The following is a 19,351-nucleotide window of genomic DNA, read 5'->3' as shown; positions in this document are numbered from 1 at the left end:
CCAAAAGACGTCAAAGAGGAGGCTTTGCCAAGAAGGGTATGGCTTATTTCCTCAGTTTTTTGATGCTTGCGGGAAATTTGCAAAGTGTGAGCTATGCATCGGAAAACGCACAGCTCGTTGCGGAGCAGATGGGACTATCCTCTGAAGCAAATTCCTTGACGGAAAGCACCCCTGCAGAGCAAGCAGAGGAAGAATCCGCATTAGGAACAGATGCTGCAAAGGCTTCCGGAGAAGCAAGCGAACAGGCGACACAGTCCGGAGAAGTGCAGGAGACAGCCTCTGAAGATGCATCTGCCGGGAAACAAGCAGGAGAGGAACAGGAAAATTCTGACGCTGCTGTAGCAGAGGAGAAGGATGCTTCGGCAGAGGAAAGTAAAAAGGAAGAGACTTCCGAAGAAGGAGCAAATCAGACTTCTGAAGAAGCGGGGGAAAAAGCGGCTCAGTACATGGAGGCCGGATCCTTTTCCGTGTCTTATAAGGATATGACGGTTACCGCAGATTATCCGGAGGGAACCTTCCAAGAGGGTACACAGATGAAGCTGCTTCCTTTGGAGAAGGATTCCGTCGTTGAGGAAGCTAAGTCCCTTTTGGAGAAGAACTATGAAAAGGATTATCCCGGAATAGTACCTCTTGTAGAAGTGTTGGACGCAGTGGATATTTCCTTTGTCAGAGAAGTGGACGGCGTAGAAAAGGAAGTTCAGCCGAAGAACGGTAAGAAGGTGGAAATCCGCCTGCAAAAGACCGAGAAAATCAAAGAGGTTTTGGCGGAAGAGGACAAGGATCTCCGCATTGTGCACCTTCCGGAAGGACTTCCGGCAGAGATTCTTCCTGTAAAAGAAGAGGGAGAGGATTTGCTCTTCTCCGCAAAGCACTTTAGTCCTATTGTGGCTACGGCGGTTTCTGCAGGACAAAGTGCCAGTGCCCATGATTTTAAGGCCTTCTGGATGGAATCGCCGGATCCGAATGCGGGAACAAGCAATGCCACAACCGGACACAGCTATACAGACGGCAGTAACGGCGTTATGCGAGACCAGAGGGAGTTAAAAATCATTCCACCCGAGAAGGCTTCCAATGCCACGAATACTACGACCTTAGGGGTAGAACTTACCTTAAAGGGAAATAAGAATACCAAGTATGCACCGGGAACGGTAATCATGGAAATTCCTGCCCGTATTTTTAAGGGCTGGGACAGTGCCGAGCCGGATAAGATATCCGTGTATGAGAAAAAGAATAATAACCAGCATAAGTTACAACCGGCGATTACCACCGGAGTACCTAAGGCGCCAAATACCAATCCACAAAGTAGTTTTAACTATACGATTATTCAGAAGGATATTGGTGGAGGAAGAACCGAAGAGTACTTCCGCCTGGCAAATTTTAGAGAGCTTACCGGCGGTTTAACCTTTAAGGCGGATATTGCTTATAACTTGACACCGACCATGCTTGCTGTAACGCATCAGCAGATTAACGGCCAGGAAAAGGGTGTTTTTGATAACACTTTTCCGGTAAGCATGAAGATTGATCATAGCGATAATACTTTGGACGCAGAAGAGGACAAAACCCTTTCCGTTCATGTGGAAACGGAGGTTAAAGAAACCAATTTTACTTTAAAGCATGGAACGGCAGATGTGAATCAGGGCGTTTATTTTACTTGGGATCCCAGCTGGGGAAAAAAACCTGATGATGCAGAACAGTATTTTTACGGAGTTTGGTATGTTAGAGTGGATAGAGCCAAGGGAAGCTCACAACCCTTTGACTATGTTTTCCATGCCGGGAGTCCTCTGGATTCCGATGGCGGAACTTTGATTGGTGCAAAGAAACTCCCCAGCAATGTGGCCTGGAACAATTACTTCTATAACAATATTGCCAATAATGAGAATAATATTGAGGTTTATGCCAAGAACGGCTATGCCAATATTGCAAAGTATATGGGAGCGGGAGAGAATCCTCCGGCAAATGCCCCATATTTAGAAAATCCGATTGATAGAACTTATGTGGGAATTCCCAAGGATCCAAGCGTCCCCAATCTTCCTGTCGGCTTGCCCTATGCGGAAAACTTACAATATGCCAACGCCCATTATAATTCCCAGCTATATGCCTTGCTATATAAGTATCCCATGCAAAAGCTGAAGGATGCAAAGGACAGAGGCATTAATCTGGCTACACAGGGCTTACCCATTACGAACAAAATTCATTATAAGGAAATTTGGGCGGATGGGTACGTAAGAGAAAAGGATGTAACGCCTAAGGACCCCATGATGGTCTATGTGCATCCTTCCACTCCCGGTGATTTTGTACTGAAAAAATATAATACGGTAGATCGAAAAGTCTATATAGGAATTTTCGGTTTACAAAGTATTTATAAGGATGGCGGAAAAGCTCCGGTTGTCTACAGTAACTGGAATGACAGTTTTACCCTGTCCTCCAATTACAAGGCGGATAATAACAGTGTTGCCTTTGGGACAGACGGAAAATACACAACCTCCGGAACTTCCGGACAACCCGGTTCGGGAACCACCATTACCGACGGAAAGTATAAGCTTTTTTCTACTAGCAGAACCAGCGTAAACAATCAAAATGTGGAGCAGGCCTTGGGAAGCGGAGCCTTTTCCAACCTGACCCATAATACCGGAACAAATGCGGATGTCTACAGAGGCCCTGTATATGATTTAACGGATGACGATTATCACTATAGCAAAATCTACATGAAGGACATGAAGGTCTATGATGTGGAGAAGGTGGATAATCCTATTATCCGCTTTGCTAAAAAGGGAGATTATAAGAAGGAATATGCAGAGTATCCTCCTGTAGAAATCTGGTTAAGAAAGAAGGGTACCGGCTTAGATGATTATTTCAAGTACGGAAGCTTTAGATTTGACGCCGGAAGAAGAGTGCAGTTTACGCCGGAACCGGGGTATGAGGATAAGTGGGATCTTACCCAGAATAAAGCTTCTAACGTTACTTACTCAAATCAGTTGGATTTAGAGAAAGCCTTTGGAAATGATATTGTAGGCCTTCGCCTTAAGCAGGATTCTCCCTATTACAGAACCAGCTTTGACGCGGCATTTACCCTGCAAATTACCCCCCAGCCGGCAATGCAAAGTGCCATTGCCACTACTATGGCTCGAACTGATGGCTACAACACCAGCTTTTTAGCGGGAGATGCCAGCGGAGAGGTTCGTCAGCTGGGAGCACAGATACTGAATAAGAGAGCCGGAGATTACTTCACGGAAGTAGGCTACGGTTTAGAGCCTTTAAACATTAACTCTGAGCTTGTAAAGACCAATGACTCGTATGTAGATCACCCTGAACGAAGCGAGCAGAGTATGCAGGTATTTGTTCGAGGGTTAAACTGGGGAACCTTCCCCACCAGCCTTCAGCAGGATGAGTACACAGACAAATATGTTCTGAAGAAGGGGGACATCTATGACTTGCTTCCGGCAGGAACCTATGTGGATGAATCATCTATCATAATAGGAAACATGGATCAGGCAGAGATACCGCCGGAAGAAAAAAGATTTGTAAAGGGAAAGGATTATACGGTAGAGTTTAAGAAGAATTGGGAAAACTCCGGACAAACCATGATGATTATTCATCTGACTATTCCGGATGACAAGCAGCATCGTTACTGGGACAAATTCTATAACCGAAGCGGTTGGAGAATGGCTTATACTCTCTGGAATCCCTATACCAATATCGTAGACCGTGGAAGATCCGTAGTAAACACCGTTGGTTTTATCAATAAGGATGCCAATACCATTTGGGACGGTAACTATTCCAATGGAAAAACCCCCAATCCCAGCCCTGCATTGCTTGGAAAATATACTGCCAAAAGGGATGAGGCAGCCCATGAAAATGGGGCTTTTACCACCTCTGTAACGAGCTTAACCATGCCTTACGGGCCGGTAACAGTACTGGAGGCAACCTTTAACAATACGGTTTCCACAGAAATCGATTCTCGTTACCTTGGAAATAATGTGAGCTATATGGGAGACCCCTATAATCATAGACTTCTGTATCAGGCGTCTGCCACCAGTAGAACCACGGATTTGGTAATCTTTGATATCTTAGGGGAGGAAAAGGACAGAAACGGAGATTTTACCGGAGTAGACATTAACAGTATGCTCAGTAAACGCTCCTATGACAAAACCAATGCCAACAACCAGGATACCTTAAAGCCCAGAGTATTTTATTCTACGGTTATTCCTACTCCGGAACAAAGAGACCTGGGAAAACCCCTGTATGATGCTGCCGGGTATGCGGCGGATACCAATCATAACAATCCGAAATTCAGTGACAGTATCTGGAAGGAATGGAACTATGAAAATGAAAGCGCAAATACAGTAGATAGAAAGGAAATCAAGGCCCTTGCCTTTGACCTTCGAACCACTGAAGCAGGAAAGCGTTTTATTCTGGACCAGCAGGGACTCATTTTAGCCAATGTCAATATGGTAGCCCACATGGATCAGAAGAAGATTAAGGTGGAAAACACCAATGTGGCTTATCGTACCGGCATTTTGTTCCCGGGAAATGATGTTCCCCAGAATGTAGCACCGGATACGGTACAGTCCAGCAGTAAGCACCGTCTTGTGGAACCGGTAGTCTTTAATTTACCGGTAAAAAAGGTGTTGGATGTGCCGGCAGGATTAAATGCCCCCAGTATTCAAGGAAAGTTCACCTTTACCTTAAGCGGCGTGGATGGAGCTCCTTTATTGGATGAAGAGGGCAATGCCATCGACACCGTAAAGCGTAATCCGGATGCTAACGGAGGTATGGTGAACTTCGGAAAGATTCGTCTTTTAAAGCCCGGAACGTACCAGTACAAGATTCATGAAAGCGGACAGCATTTGGATGGTGTGCAAAGCGAGGATATGGGAGATAAGTTTATCACCATTACCGTAACGGATCCGAATCACGTAAAGATGGAATCGGATTTACAGCTTAGCGAGACCAACCCGATGACCTTTACCAACGTTTACGGCGTACAGGCTATTGACCCGGAAATCAAGGTGGAAAAATTCCTAAGCGCAACGGCGGGAGTGAAGAAACCGGATATTTCCAATACATTTACCTTCACCTTAAAAAGAGTGAACGGAGAGCCTATGCCGGCGGAAGCAGGAACTGCAGACAGCCTGAGCAAGACCAATCCGGATGCTATAGGTGGAGAAGTAAACTTCGGAAGAGTACATATTACCCGCCCCGGAGTATACAAGTACACCGTAACGGAAAGCGGTTTGTTCCCCGGTATCGTAAACGATCCTCGTCCTACCAGAGAGATTACCATTACAGTTAATGATTTAGGAAATGGTCATCTCTTTGCCTTAGTAGGAGGAGACGACTTTAACTATACCAATGTCTTTAAGCCTACACCTACACAGGGGCAGGTGGATCTTGGAAAGAAGATTTCCGGATTAAAGCCCCCCAAGGCTGACCCCTTCCGTTTTGTACTTCGGACGGAAACCATGGAGATTTCTTCCAACTCTGTTTACTGGACAGATAAGCGAGAAGATCCAATCTTCAATGACAAGGAAATCTTTTTCAATAACGGTAACGGAAACGATACTTTCGAGGAGTATCTTGATCCGGATAACAATGTTATTAGGAATAAGAAAATCGTGAGCAACTCCGATTTGGAAGAAGGTGTTTTATACGGCTCCAGTGGCCTTATTACCGAGGTAAAGCCTTCCTTAAGATCTATGCCTAAGGGACTTTTCCAGCCAATGCCGGAGGGCAGTCAGTCGGAAACGGAGATGGTGGTAATCGCCGGAGAAGGACATACGGAATTTGCTCCCATTACCTTCCATGTTCCCGGAAAATACGTGTACACGGTGAAGGAATTAAAGGACGGTATCAACGGATATACTTATGACAACACCGTATATACGGTAGTCTTTACGGTTAGCCAGTCTCCGGAGAATAAAGAGATTTTAATGGTAAGCCGAAAGATTTACAAAAACGGTGCGGAAGTTTCAGAGATTCTCTTTGATAATAAGTACAATCCCTACAGACCGGGAGGCGGAGGAGGAACTCCAAACAGACCTTCCTTCCCAACGCCAAATACCCCGGGAGGCCCGGGAGAACCGCCGGTAGAGCCTGAGAAGCCCACGCTTCCGGAAGACCCCAAGACTCCTACACCGGACAACGGAAACAATGTTCCGCCCAGTCCCACAGTACCCCGAACCATCGAGGAGATTCAGAAACGAATCGGTGAGATTCTCGGTGCAGGACGGAAGCGTCCTTTAACACCGGAGGAAGAGGCGGAGTTAAAGCATCTGGGAGAAGTACTGGGAGCCCTTAGAAAGGCTCAATCCAGAAAGGTAAATACGGCAGATGCCTCTCATTTGCTTTGGTATGCCTTTGCTTCAGCACTAAGCTTTAGCCTTTTGAGCATTTACTACTTCCTAAGAAAGTTAAGGAAGAAAAGATAATGCAGAAAGCTAAACCGAAAAGTTAAAGCTCTTTCTCATTTAACTATTGGAAAGAAGTTTGTAAAACAATGAATCGCCTTTTGGCAAGGATTAGGATCCTGCCAAGGGGCGATTTTTTGTGGTTTTTCACTTTGCAAAAGCTGTGGAAATATTGACGAGGATAAAATAAAGAGTTAGTATTAACTAATATAAAATTAGTAAAATCTAATTGATATTTACTAATAAAAATATACAGGAAAAGGAAAACGAATTTTCCTATTTTTTAACAGCAAAGGAGGAACTATGGTACGAAAGGGCTTTAAAAATCTGGCTATTGGGATGGCGGCGTGCATGATGCTTTCGCAAAGCTTTCCCGCATTGGCTCTGGAAAATACGGAAGGCAAGTGGCAGATGGAGGAAAAGGCTTGGACCTTTGTGAATGCCAAGGGAGAAAAGCAGAAGGGATGGATTGTCTCCGAGGGAGCTTGGTATTTGCTAAAGGAAGACAGCGGAACACTGCAATCCGGCTGGTGGAAGAGTCCAAGCGGAAAATGGTTCTTCTTCCACACTGCTCACGACGGTTCTTTTGGAAAGCTCTGCACAGGCTGGCAGTGGATTGACGGCTACTGCTATTATTTCGAGGATCAGGATTCTGCCCACTTAGGGGAGTTGCTTACCGCAGGAACAAAGGATGGCTATTCCGTAGATGAGGATGGACGTTGGGTAGAGAACGGAAAGCCTGTTTATGAGCAGGGAAAAGGGCTTCTCTCCAAGGAAGACGGACAACAGGTAGCGGGAGTAAGTCGTAGTATTCCGGAAGTATTAGGGGTAAATCGCAGTAGCTCCGGCGGTTCCGGCAGGTCATCAGGGGGAAGCTTCGGAAGGAGTTCCGGCAGTACAAGCAATTCTGCAAACAGTCAACAGTCTTCGACAGAAAAGCAGAAGGAGGACGCGGAGAAGAAGGCTCGGGAAGAAAAGGAAAAAGAAGAGTCGGAAAAGAAAGAACAAGAAGAGCAGGAGAAAAAAGAAGGTTTTTCCGTATTGGAAAGAGAGCATAGCGGCTTAATCAATCTGGGCTTTGACAAGTACATTGTACTCTCCTTTAAAGAGGGACGCCCCGAGGATTACAAGGTGGAAGTGGACGGAACGGATATTACCGAGGCTTTGACCCCCATCGATACTGCCGGAAAGCTTTGGAAGTGGGAAAGTACAGTGGTTTCTCCCAAGAATCTGACGATTTCCAAGAAAGATGGCGGAGAAGAAAAGGAGCTTCTGACTTTAAATGCCGGAGAGGCTAAGGCAGCTCCTGCAGTATCCTTTGAAAGCTCCGGGGACTTGTCTTTGGTCATAAAGGGAAAAGTTACGAAGGAAGAGTTAAATTATCCTGCAGTACAAGCAGGTAGGGAAAGAACAAAGGAAAGCAGAACTACCTTTGATTTAAGTGAGCAAGAAGAAAAGGGAATCCCTATTACCTATTATTTTAGAGCCTTTCCGGTGGATTATAAGGGGGAAAATAATGGAAAGCCCATCAAATATGAACTACTTGCTGAAACAGAAGAACAGAAAAAATGGTTTGAAGGCATTGATTCCATTTCCTCTTTAAGCGAAGGAAGTAGTTATGGCTTGGGAAATAAAAATGCTTCTTTACAATTCACCAAGGAAGCGGTTCATAAGACCAAGCATGGAGAGCTTGGAGTTGTAAATATTCCGGCCGGACAGGAAAATCTAAGGAGCAAGGGCTGGTATCAGGTAAAGATTCATTCCTCCTATGATGACAGTACGCTAACCATTCCTTTGGAGCTGGTTTCTCAGGATAAGCTGGTGTTACAACAGGCTCCGGAGAGTAGCACCCCGAAACAGGGAGGGACCATTCGGTTTATGGCAGAGGTTCCGGGAAGAATGTTCCTTAGTGAGTTTGGAGAACCCTCCTCAAAATTAGTTTTAAGGAAGCCGGATGGTAGCAGTCAAAATCTGGAATATTTAAAGGACTTTTATTATTATGATGGTGCATTGCTTCTCTATGGAAAGAGAAAGGACGAAGAGGGAAGTCTCCTCACCGATCAGGCAGGACAGTATGTTCTTACAGTAAAGCTAAACGGATACGGAAAAATCAAGCAACGCTTTGAAGTTTTTGCCGGAGAAGTCAAAGAAGAGCAGGACGAAAAGGAAGAGAAGGCAAGAAAGAGAGACGGAGAAAAAGATCGGGGAAGCTTTGATGCTATTTCCCATGCGACCTGTAGAGAGGTTCTGACAAAGAAAAAGCCGAACCTTTCCGATTTGCCAAAGCTTGGAGAAGGAGAAGATAAGTATTTATCTCTTTCCTATGATCTCTTAAGCAATGCCCTACTGCTTAGAGAGCTGGGGATTTCCAATCCGGATGCGGATTTAGTGGCGGCACGTTTCCTTCGTTCCAGAGGGGATAAATATTTTCTTCCGGAGGGAGGAGATCAGTTCTACGATTTTACCGGCTATTTTGCAGCGTACAAAGAAAAAACGGCAAAGAGTGTGGCAAGTTATTCTCCTGCAGAATATTTGAAAACGTCGGAAGCCATCAGAAAGGCTCCTACTGCGCTCTTTAGAGTTTTAGAGGACGGTTCTCTGTCTAAAGAGTTAAGAACAGAGTATCTTACCGGAGCAAAGCCGCCGAAATTTACCGGCGGAGTAGCAAAGCCCGGTGAGGAAATCGTTTTAGAAACCGAGGATAAGGAGTATTTGAAGGAAGGAGAGATTAGGGCTTACCTGGATAAGCAAAGCTTTACTACAGAGATTAGCTCTTCTTCCATGGAAATATTGGAAGATGAGGGAAAACTGCTGATTTCTCCAAAGGCCTTTAAGGGAAAAGCAGAGGGTGAGCATACCCTGATTCTGGTACGTGAAGGTTATCAAACCCTGGAGCTTCCTCTATCTTTTAAAGAGGAAGCGGTAGAGAAGCAACCGGAAGAAAGGGTCAGTGCTTCCAACCTGTCTTCCTAAAAAGAAGGACATTGTTTAAGACACGGAAGCTGTATTATGGAAGGGATTTTCAAAGCTCTTCATGATAGGGAAGATTCTGAATTCCACAGCGATTATCAATAGCGAGGCGTATCCTATCGCCTCGCTATTTTTGTAGGATTTTGAGAATAGTTTTGAACGGTTCTAAATTTAAAACTAAAATTTAAAGAAGAATTAAAGCAAAAATAATTAAGTAATTAAAAATAAACCAACAAAAAAATGTAAAATTCAAGTGACTTTCCAAGGGAAGTATGTATAATAAGAACATTAAGCCTTGTATTTTTTTCCATACGAGAGGCTTGAAATTTTTAAAGAGTGAGAAGGAGACCACTATGGCAAATTTGGATTTAACACAATATGGCATTACAGGAACCACGGAAATCGTACATAACCCATCCTATGAGCTTTTGTTCCAGGAGGAAACCAGAGCGGATTTGGAAGGCTATGAGAAGGGACAGGTCAGTGAATTAGGCGCTGTTAACGTAATGACCGGTATTTATACCGGACGTTCTCCCCAGGATAAGTACATTGTCATGGATGAGAAATCCAAGGATACCGTATGGTGGACATCCGATGAGTATAAGAACGATAACCATCCTGCATCCCAGGAGGCATGGAACACTGCTAAGGAATTGGCTAAGAAGGAGCTTTCCAATAAGCGTTTATTCGTAGTGGATGCTTTCTGCGGAGCCAACAAGGACACCAGAATGGCAGTGCGTTTCATTGTGGAAGTAGCATGGCAGGCACACTTTGTTACCAACATGTTTATTCAGCCTTCCAAGGAAGAGCTGGAGAACTTTAAGCCGGACTTCGTGGTTTACAATGCTTCCAAGGCAAAGATTGAAAACTACAAGGAGCTTGGCTTACATTCCGAGACTGCGGTTATGTTCAACATCACAAGCAGAGAGCAGATTATTTTAAACACCTGGTACGGCGGAGAGATGAAGAAGGGTATGTTCTCCATGATGAACTACTTCCTTCCCTTAAAGGGTATTGCTTCCATGCACTGTTCCGCAAATACAGACTTAAACGGAAAGCACACCGCAATCTTCTTCGGACTTTCCGGAACAGGAAAGACCACCCTTTCCACTGATCCTAAGAGACTGTTAATCGGAGATGATGAGCACGGTTGGGATGACAACGGTATCTTCAACTTCGAGGGCGGATGCTATGCTAAGGTCATCGACCTGGATAAGGATTCCGAGCCGGATATCTACAAGGCTATCCGTAGAGATGCATTGCTGGAAAATGTTACTATGGATGCGAATGGAAAGATTGATTTCAAGGACAAGAGCGTTACCGAGAATACTCGTGTGTCCTATCCTATCCAGCACATCGACAATATTGTAAAGCCTGTTTCCTCCGCACCTGCAGCGGAAAATGTTATTTTCCTTTCTGCGGATGCGTTCGGCGTACTGCCTCCTATCTCTATTCTTACAGAGGAGCAGACACAGTATTACTTCCTTTCCGGCTTTACTGCAAAGCTAGCAGGAACAGAGAGAGGAATCACAGAGCCCACCCCAACCTTCTCCGCTTGCTTCGGACAGGCTTTCTTGGAGCTTCCTCCAACAAAGTATGCAGAAGAGCTGGTTAAGCGTATGGAGAAGAGCGGCGCAAAGGCTTATCTGGTAAATACCGGATGGAACGGTTCCGGAAAGAGAATTTCCATCAAGGATACCCGTGGAATCATTGATGCCATCTTAAACGGAGATGTGGCTAAGGCTGAGACCAAGAAGATTCCATACTTCGACTTCGAAGTACCTGTAGCTTTACCCGGTGTAGATCCGAAAATCTTAGATCCAAGAGATACATACGCTGATGCAAGCCAGTGGGAAGAGAAGGCAAAGGACTTGGCAGGACGTTTCGCAAAGAACTTTAAGAAGTATGAGAGCTCTGAGGCAGGAAAGAAGCTTTCTGCAGCAGGCCCTAAGGCATAAGAATAGTACTATTGCTGATAACGAGGAGGGAGATTATTCTCCCTTCTCTTTTGTTATAGTGTAATGTGTACATAATAATCCTTTATCCTATTGGAGTACGCCTATTCTATAGATCTCTGTATGCTTGGAACGTTAGAGGTATTTCCGATAGTAGAAATAAAAACTCTTTATATTAAGGAATTATGAAAGCACTTTTTTTGTGAAGAAAGCTTTGTTATACTTTTCAGGCAGAATACTTATGAAAGACAGGGAGAAGCGTATGGCAGACAGAAAAAGAAGAACTGCACCCAGTAGAGAATTTATCAGAGAAAGAGAAGAAAGCAGCAGAAATAGACGTCCCTCTCGAAATCGTTATCAGGAGGATTATGATTCTGATGAGGAATATGATGATTACGATGACGATTATGAAGATGATTCTGATGAGGACTATGACGACTATGATGAGGACTATGAAGATGAGGACTTCGAAGAAGAACCTCAAAGCCTGAAAAGAAGAAAGTCCCAAAGGCAGGGAGCAAATATTGCTACAGCTACCGGCCGTTCCGACAGGAGAAGAAGTTCTTCCGGAGCGGAGAATCGGAAGTCGTTGAGCGGCGGGAACAGCGGAAGAAGCAATAGAAATCCGGCTTCGGAAAGGGCAGGGCAAGACAGAGGGAAAAGAAAGAAAAAGAAGTCTGTTTTTCAGAAGCTGGGCATTCTTTTACTGCTTGTATTTTTCGGCCTTCTCCTTTGGCGTTTTATATCTCCCTATTTTGGCCCTAAATATTGGACGGTGGCTGTTTTCGGTTTGGATTCCCGAGACGGCAACAAGGAGGCCGGTGCGCTATCCGATGTGATTATGCTGGCTTCCGTTAATAAGCGAACCGGAGAAGTGAAATTGAGCTCCATTTTCAGAGACAGCTATATGCAGATCGATGAAGAGGGAACTTATCATAAGATTAATGAAGCGTATTTTAAGGGCGGTCACAAGCAGGCTGTTGAAGCTTTAGAGAGAAATCTGGATATTAAGATCGATGATTATGTCAGCTTTAACTGGGCTGCGGTAGCAAAGGGGATTTCCGCCCTTGGAGGTGTGGATCTGGAGCTTTCCGATGCGGAGTTTTTCTATATCAATGCCTTTATCACGGAAACGGTACAGTCCACCGGAATTCCTTCCGTGCATCTGGAGCATGCGGGGATGAATCATTTGGACGGAATTCAGGCGGTGGCCTACGGTAGACTCCGTCTAATGGACACGGATTTTAACCGTACTGCAAGACAGAGGAAGGTTCTTGGCCTTGCCTTTGATAAGGCAAAAAAGGCAGGTCCTGTAAAGCTAATGCAGGTGGCATCCATGGTTTTACCGGAGCTTTCCACCAGTCTGGATATGGGAGATATCACCACATTGGTTACCCAGGTGGATCGTTATCATATCGGAGAAAGCAGAGGCTTCCCCTTTGCCAGAACCACCATGAAGATTAAGAAAATGGATGTGGTAATTCCGGCAACGCTGGCCAGCAATGTAACGGAATTACACAGCTATCTTTACGGCGTGGAGAACTATAGTCCCAGTGCCAAGGTACAGGAAATCAGTGCCCATATCGCCAAGGTTTCCGGAGTTGGCTCTCCCATGGAAGATGCTGAGGAAGCAGGTACAGGCGGAGGAACTGTGAGAAAGAAGGAAGCCGGAAAAGCCAAGGCCGCTGAAAATGCGGAGAAGGGTAAGAAAAAGAAAAAAGAGGAGCAGACAGAGGCTACAAAGAAACAGGAAACTAAGACGGAAACGGAAGAAGAGAGCACTGTAAAAAATAAAAAAGAAACAAAGGAAGAGAAAAAATCCACAGAAGAAGAGACGAAGGAAACAAAAGAAAAGAAGGAAACGGAGGAAACTGTGGAAGTAGGACCCGGGGCGGCCCTAGGAGAAAAATCTTTAGAGACGGAAGAAAATAATACACCGGGAACTTAAAAGCCGGCAAATAAAGAAAAAAACATCCTCTGAGTCGGATATTTGACATGGAGGATGTTTTTATTCATAACGAGTATTGCTCGCAAAGCGTGCGATATCTCGTTTTTCAGGAGTATCCCTCTCAAAGCGTACGATATCTCGTTTTTCAGGAGTATCCCTCTCAAAGCGTACGATATCTCAGTGCTGAAGGCAAATTCCTCGTGGACTATGGAATACTATGATACAGCATTGAATAGTAATCGTCGCAGGATTATTTGCTTAAAAAGTCTACCCTAAAGTATGAAAATATTTTTGGATATCCTTATCCTTGCCGATAATAAAAAGGCTTTCTCCTTCTCGGAATTGGTAGTCCGGTCCCAAAGTAACATTGACTTCATCATTATATTTGACAGCAATAATATTGACTTTGAATTTATTTCGAACTCCAATTTCTCCAATAGATTTACCAATCCAATCCTCAGGTAAGGCGATTTCAAAAACGGCAAAATCTTTGCTGACTTGAATGTAATCCAAAACATTCTCAGAACTGCACTGCACAGCGGTAAGGCTTCCGACTAATTTTTCCGGATAAACTACCACATCGGCTCCGTTTCTAAGTAAGAATTTTTCTTGTAAATCTCTGGCAGCCCTGGAAACTACTCTTTTTGCACCCAGTTCCTTTAAATGGGAGGTGACTTCCAAAGAAGCTAAAAAGTCGGTTCCGATGGCTACAATACAGACGTCAAAATTGGAGATACCCAGAGATTTTAAGAATTCCTGATTTCCTGCGTCTCCAATTTCCGCATTGGTAACGTAGGGGAGAGCTGCTTTTACTCTTTCCTCACTGCTGTCTACTCCGAGAACCTGCGTATGCATTTCATTTAGCTTTTTTGCGACATGTAAACCGAAACGACCTAGACCGATAATTAAAATTTGTTTCATACTTTCTCCTTTATCCGACAATTACATTTTCTTCAACAAGTCTTCCCTTGTTTTGGTTAGCATTAGGAAAGACGGCATAAATCAAACAAAGTCCGCCAACTCTTCCGGTGTACATTAGAAAAATGAGAACCATATGAGAAATGGGACTAAGATTTGGGGTGATTCCCAGTGTAAGCCCCACAGTGGCAATAGCACTGGCAGCTTCAAAGCTGGTGGCCAGTAGCGGTAATTTATCATGGAGACTGATAAACATTCCGGAGAGAATACATAAACTAATATACATGAAAGCGATTGTCGTAGCATTTCGAATGACTTCTCTGGAAATAGTCCTTCCAAAGGCTTCTGTACGGGAATTGTTTCTAAAAATAGCAATGGAGGTTAAAAGTAAAACAGTCATTGTGGTGACTTTCATACCGCCTCCCGTACTTCCCGGCGCAGCCCCTACCAGCATTAGCAAGGTTTGCAAAAAGATTCCGCTATCGGAAAATTTTGAAAAATCCACGGTATTAAAGCCTGCGGTACGTGGAGTGACTGCTGTAAATAATGAAGCAAAAACCCGATTTTTTATGGGCAGCCCTCGGAACTCAACAAAAAAGTAAAATATTGCAGGAAGAAGAATAATAAATACCGTGGTAGAGAGAATGATTTTGCTTTGTAGACGAAAGCGATGAAAATTCCATTTATTTTTTGCAATATCCTGCCAAGTCATAAAGCCTAAGCCTCCAAGAAGAATCAGGCTCATAATGCTGATGTTCACCACAGGGTTTCCTACGTATTCCGTGAGAGAAGAAAAGGGTTCTTTAACGCCCATCAAATCGAAACCGGCATTACAAAAAGCGGATACGGAGTGGAAAACACTATACCAAAGTCCTCTCCGAAGTCCGAACTCGGGAATAAATTGTGTCGCAAGAAGGATAGCAAAGAATAACTCTATAATTCCGGTCCATTTCAGAAGAAAAACCAACATTTTCATGATTCCGCCCTGAGAATTTACAGAAATGGAATTAGCCAGAGTGTTTCTTTGAGAATATCCGATTTTTTTTCCGAAGAAAAGGATGACGGAGGTTACCACTACCACCACACCAAGCCCACCAATTTGAATCAAGAAAAGAATGACTGCTTGCCCGAAGAAAGACCAGTGCGTGGCGGTATCGTATACAATTAAACCGGTAACACAGGAAGCGGAGGTGGAAGTGAAGAGTGCATTTAGAAAGGGGGTATAAACGCCATCATTACTGGAGATCGGCAACATCAGCAGAATTGCTCCCAATAGAATCAACGCGGCAAAACCCAGGATGATTTTCTGAAAATAATTTAAACGAAAGAATTTCATTTTCGTACTACTCCTTAAATTCATTAATACAGCTTGTTTGATTATAGGCACATAAAGAAAAAATAGATAGTCAAAATATTAGATTTTAGAGAAATCGTAAATGCTATGAAACACATTTGAGTTTTGAAAACAAAATTTTTGTTTTATGAAGAAAATCTAATAAGAATAAAAAAATCTCTTGACAAGAAAATAAAAACTCTGTATGATAATCGAGTCGCTGATTTTTATTCATTTTTTAAGAAAACAGCAGATTTTAGGGCTATCGCCAAACGGTAAGGCAACGGACTCTGACTCCGTCATTTCAAGGTTCGAATCCTTGTAGCCCTGCGAAAAGCATCACGAATCGTGGTGCTTTTTTTCTTGTTCTTCTATAAAATCAATTTAATACAAAATATCTAATAAATTTACAATATACTACTATTAATTTATTAAAAAAGACAAATTTAATGCCTTGTGCTATAGTGAAGTCATGAACGAAATATGGAAGAAAACGCAGGGGCCGAAAAAATGTACGTAGGATAAAAGCTATTTCTATCGATTCTATTATCTCCATAAGTTTAAGATTTCATTTTTACAATCCAAAATCATATCAAAGTCTAGGAGATTCATGCCAGGGAGGGCGCTGCAGCATTTGCTGAGAAAGGAGCGGGACATGCCTTCCCCAATGAAAAAACCTTCATTTAACGTTTCCAAAAACATGAAAAGAAACTGTATTGTTCTTGCCTGTATAGGAGCTCTTTTCCTGATTGGCATGACAGCTTTTGGTGCTTACAATAACCGGCCGGTGAAGATTCCGCTGGATAAGTTCTATCAGGTGGAATTTACCGGTGAAGATGGTCTGGGAGAGGGAAAGCTTATCTTTCAGAAAGAAGATTTTGAAAAAAATTATCTTGGAAAAATCAAGAGAAAAGGAAGATACAGCAAGAGAAGTAGAGGAATCTTCGGGATGATGACCAATCTTTTTCTGAAAGAGGCGGAAAAAGAGATTATATTGAGTGAAGTGGAGTATGCGGTAATGCAGCTTCCGGAGCTTTCCGAGGAGAGTCAATTGGAAAATGGAGATCATGTTTCCTTAAGCTGTAAAGAGGATTTATCCTGGATTGAGAAAAGCTATAACGTGAAGCTGCTTTGGGAGGATAAGGATCTGGTAGTAAAGGGGCTTTATGAGAGAACAGACGTGAATCCCTTTGATTTTCTGGATGTTCAATTTACCGGAAATTCCCCGCAGATGAGAGTAGAGCTGGCTTTAAAGAATGCTCCCTCCTGGATGGAACTTGGAGATGTGAATGTCAGCAAAAGAGAGGGGCTTGCCTCCGGAGACAAAATCCAAGTTACTTTTTATCAGGAATTAACGAGAAAAGCAGAGAAAGAGCATATCTATTTTTTGGAAACAGAGAAGGAATATGAAGTCCCCAAGGCCAATGCTTATTGGACCAGTGGAAAGGATATTCCCGGAGACACTTTAAGACTGCTACAGGAAGCATTTATGGATTCTCTTCATAGGGAGATGACCGGAGGAACAGAAGGGGAGTATGTTGATCTTTCCGGTATATCCGTACAGTATTTGGGAAATTATTTTCTCAGTCGGAAAGAAGATGCCCCGGTGCTCGGTCACAACAGACTATTCCTGCTTTTTGAAGTTCATGTGCCTTTAAAATTAAAGGATGGAAGCGTACAAAATATTCAGTATTGTAATGGAATAGAATATCAGGACTTACTCATGGATCAGGATGGAAAGGCACTGGTAAAGCCGGAGGATGGCATTGGAATGGGGGCTGTTCATCCCATAGCCTTTCCCCTGGGAGAGGATGATTCTCTGTATTTGTACGGATATAAAGATTATGCCGAGTTTTATAAGCAAGAAATCTTCCCTCTCCTTACAGACTTTAGGGGAGAAGACAACAGCTTAAAGGCACCTGAGGCTGTTTCCGGGATTTCCCCTCAGCTATCTTTTCAGGCATCTAGGGAGGGCTCAACAGAAGTATCCGCAGATAGCGCCAACCCTACAATGGAGACTTCCGCTGAGACATCTGCTAAGTCGGAGTCAAAAGTGGCTTCAGAAGCTTCTGTCGAGAGCTCCTCTTAAGACATTCTGTATGGTAACTATGGTGAAAACCTAGGGATATAGAAGACATTGAAGGGAGGAGCACCTATGACATAAAAGAAGAAATAAAAGAAAAACTATTTTTGTAACCTGACAAAATAAATCGAATAATTCTATCTAAAAAGAGTCGAAAAATCAGAAAGAATAGCTTCATTTCTCTTTCCGCTTTTTCGGCTCTTTTCTTTAGAAAGAAAATGATGGAACTGTAAAAATGTACCGCCCCCCAAATTCAGACCTATATTGCTCAGAAAATTCTTTTTGATTTTTTACAGCCCCATCATATATTATAGCTTACATTTACTTAAAGCCGCTTCATCTGCAAGAACAGTAACATGGGGATGGAATTGCAGAATGGAAGCGGGAACAGAGGGAGTAACCGGGCCTTCCAAGACTCTCTGTAAAATATCCGCCTTATCCTTTCCGGATACCATTAAGAGGATTTTTTTGGCTTTCATAATGGTACCGATTCCCATGGTATAGGCTTCTCTGGGAACTTCTTCTTTAGACGAGAAGAAGCGCTGATTGGCTTCGATGGTTTCTTCGGCAAGCTGTACACAGTGGGTTTCCCTTGGAAAAGAATCACTTGGCTCATTAAATCCGATATGCCCATCATGTCCAAGTCCCAGAATCTGTAAATGGATTCCTCCTAATTTACGAATCAGAGCTTCATACTCAAGGCAAGCCTTATTCGCGTCTTCCAGAAGACCGTTGGGAACGGCAGTGTTTTCCATAGGAATATTTACGTGCTGAAACAGCTCTTGATTCATAAAATAGCGGTAGCTGTGGCTGTCCTCCGGAGCAAGACCTCTGTATTCATCCAGGTTCACGGTACGTACTGCAGAAAAATCCAGACGTCCCTCCTGATATAATTCTCTTAAAACCTGATAGGCACCGATGGGGGTGGAGCCTGTGGCTAAGCCCAAAACCGGGTGCTCTCTTTGGGTGATTTCCGCCGCAATCAGCATGGCGGCTTTTTTGCTGAGAACCGAGTAATCCTTTACCTTTTCAATCCGAAACATGGGAGTCCCTCCTTGCAATCTGCGTTTTTTTCATAGTAGCAAAAAGAAATGGGGTATACAATAGAAAATCCTAAGCAGAATCTAGGAAAAACTACGGTGGGTATTACAATGGAAAAAATTATGCTATACTAGGCAAATAGTTATGTAAAGGAGGATAGAATGAGAGTACAAAAGGGATATCAAAAGAATTTTTGCCAACGTTTTTTGTCGGGAATGGCATTTCTTTTTCTGTTCTTTCTCATGGGAACAGGAATTTCCCATGCAGAGGGAAGATGGGAGCAGGAAGGACAGAGTTGGTACTATTATTCTTCGGACAATAAAGAAAGCTATACCGGCTGGGTACAGTCTTCCACGGATGGACGTTGGTATTTTTGCTTAAACAGTAAAATGCAGACCGGCTGGGTCAGCTGGAACGGGAAATGGTATTTTCTGAACAGTGACGGAGCTATGGCGGAAAAGCAGTACGTGGGCAATTTTTATCTGGGAGAAGATGGAGCGGCTCTCATTTCCGCAGAAACACCGGATCAGAGAAAGACTTCGGAAAACGGATCTCTTCTAAGGAAGGGAAAGCCCATGCAGGAGTTAAATGAGAAAACTGCGAAATACATCTCCGTTTTGATGGAGCATCCGGACGCCAAGGTTTTCTTTGACAGCCCCAACCAGTTAAGTCTGGAAGAAGGGAACGGTTATCCCT

9 protein-coding genes and 1 tRNA gene are annotated in these 19,351 nt (G+C 43.6%); 7 read left to right on the top strand and 3 right to left on the bottom strand.

Annotated features, from left to right (window positions below; all coding sequences use genetic code 11):
* Nucleotides 1–86 precede the first annotated feature (86 nt).
* The 4 genes from RYL27_RS06210 to RYL27_RS06195 all read left to right on the top strand — a co-directional run bounded on the left by RYL27_RS06210 (nucleotide 87) and on the right by RYL27_RS06195 (nucleotide 13,280).
* Entirely contained in the window at nucleotides 87–6,428 is a 6,342-nt protein-coding gene (locus tag RYL27_RS06210) for a Spy0128 family protein (protein ID WP_314965982.1), read from the top strand.
* 282 nt (nucleotides 6,429–6,710) lie between these two features.
* The gene (locus tag RYL27_RS06205) at nucleotides 6,711–9,380 is read left to right on the top strand and encodes an N-acetylmuramoyl-L-alanine amidase family protein (RefSeq protein WP_314965980.1); all 2,670 of its coding nucleotides are present in this window, start codon (nucleotides 6,711–6,713) and stop codon (nucleotides 9,378–9,380) included.
* 350 nt (nucleotides 9,381–9,730) lie between these two features.
* Nucleotides 9,731–11,335 (top strand): phosphoenolpyruvate carboxykinase (ATP), encoded by a 1,605-nt coding sequence (gene pckA / locus RYL27_RS06200; RefSeq protein ID WP_007156514.1) that lies wholly within the window; start codon nucleotides 9,731–9,733, stop codon nucleotides 11,333–11,335.
* 259 nt (nucleotides 11,336–11,594) lie between these two features.
* Nucleotides 11,595–13,280 carry an LCP family protein gene (locus RYL27_RS06195; RefSeq protein ID WP_314833484.1) on the top strand — a complete coding sequence of 562 codons (1,686 nt, stop codon included), beginning with the start codon at nucleotides 11,595–11,597 and terminating at the stop codon, nucleotides 13,278–13,280.
* Between the two features lie 267 nt (nucleotides 13,281–13,547).
* On the opposite strand, the gene RYL27_RS06190 is transcribed toward RYL27_RS06195, so the two are convergent.
* Both RYL27_RS06190 and RYL27_RS06185 read right to left on the bottom strand, forming a co-directional pair.
* Nucleotides 13,548–14,201, bottom strand: coding sequence for a potassium channel family protein (locus RYL27_RS06190; protein WP_007156512.1), 654 nt, complete (start codon nucleotides 14,199–14,201; stop codon nucleotides 13,548–13,550).
* Between the two features lie 10 nt (nucleotides 14,202–14,211).
* Complete coding sequence (locus RYL27_RS06185) at nucleotides 14,212–15,576, bottom strand: TrkH family potassium uptake protein (protein WP_314833490.1); 1,365 nt, start codon at nucleotides 15,574–15,576, stop codon at nucleotides 14,212–14,214.
* A 213-nt stretch (nucleotides 15,577–15,789) separates the two neighbouring features.
* On the opposite strand from RYL27_RS06185, the gene RYL27_RS06180 reads away from it, so the two are divergent.
* Nucleotides 15,790–15,861, top strand: a tRNA-Gln gene (locus RYL27_RS06180).
* A 280-nt stretch (nucleotides 15,862–16,141) separates the two neighbouring features.
* A complete protein-coding gene (locus tag RYL27_RS06175; protein ID WP_314965977.1) occupies nucleotides 16,142–17,620 on the top strand; it encodes a hypothetical protein in 1,479 nt (492 codons plus the stop codon).
* 302 nt (nucleotides 17,621–17,922) lie between these two features.
* Here the strand turns inward: RYL27_RS06175 and nagB are convergent, their stop codons facing one another.
* The gene (gene nagB / locus RYL27_RS06170) at nucleotides 17,923–18,657 is read right to left on the bottom strand and encodes a glucosamine-6-phosphate deaminase (protein WP_314965976.1); all 735 of its coding nucleotides are present in this window, start codon (nucleotides 18,655–18,657) and stop codon (nucleotides 17,923–17,925) included.
* Nucleotides 18,658–18,816: 159 nt separating this feature from the next.
* On the opposite strand from nagB, the gene RYL27_RS06165 reads away from it, so the two are divergent.
* A partial coding sequence (locus RYL27_RS06165; RefSeq protein WP_314965974.1) for a cell wall-binding protein occupies nucleotides 18,817–19,351 on the top strand: 535 nt, incomplete at its 3' end.

This window comes from Oribacterium sinus, assembly GCF_963537195.1.
Classification (GTDB): Bacteria; Bacillota; Clostridia; order Lachnospirales; family Lachnospiraceae; genus Oribacterium; species Oribacterium sinus_A.
This window is presented reverse-complemented; position numbering and strand designations above follow the sequence as displayed.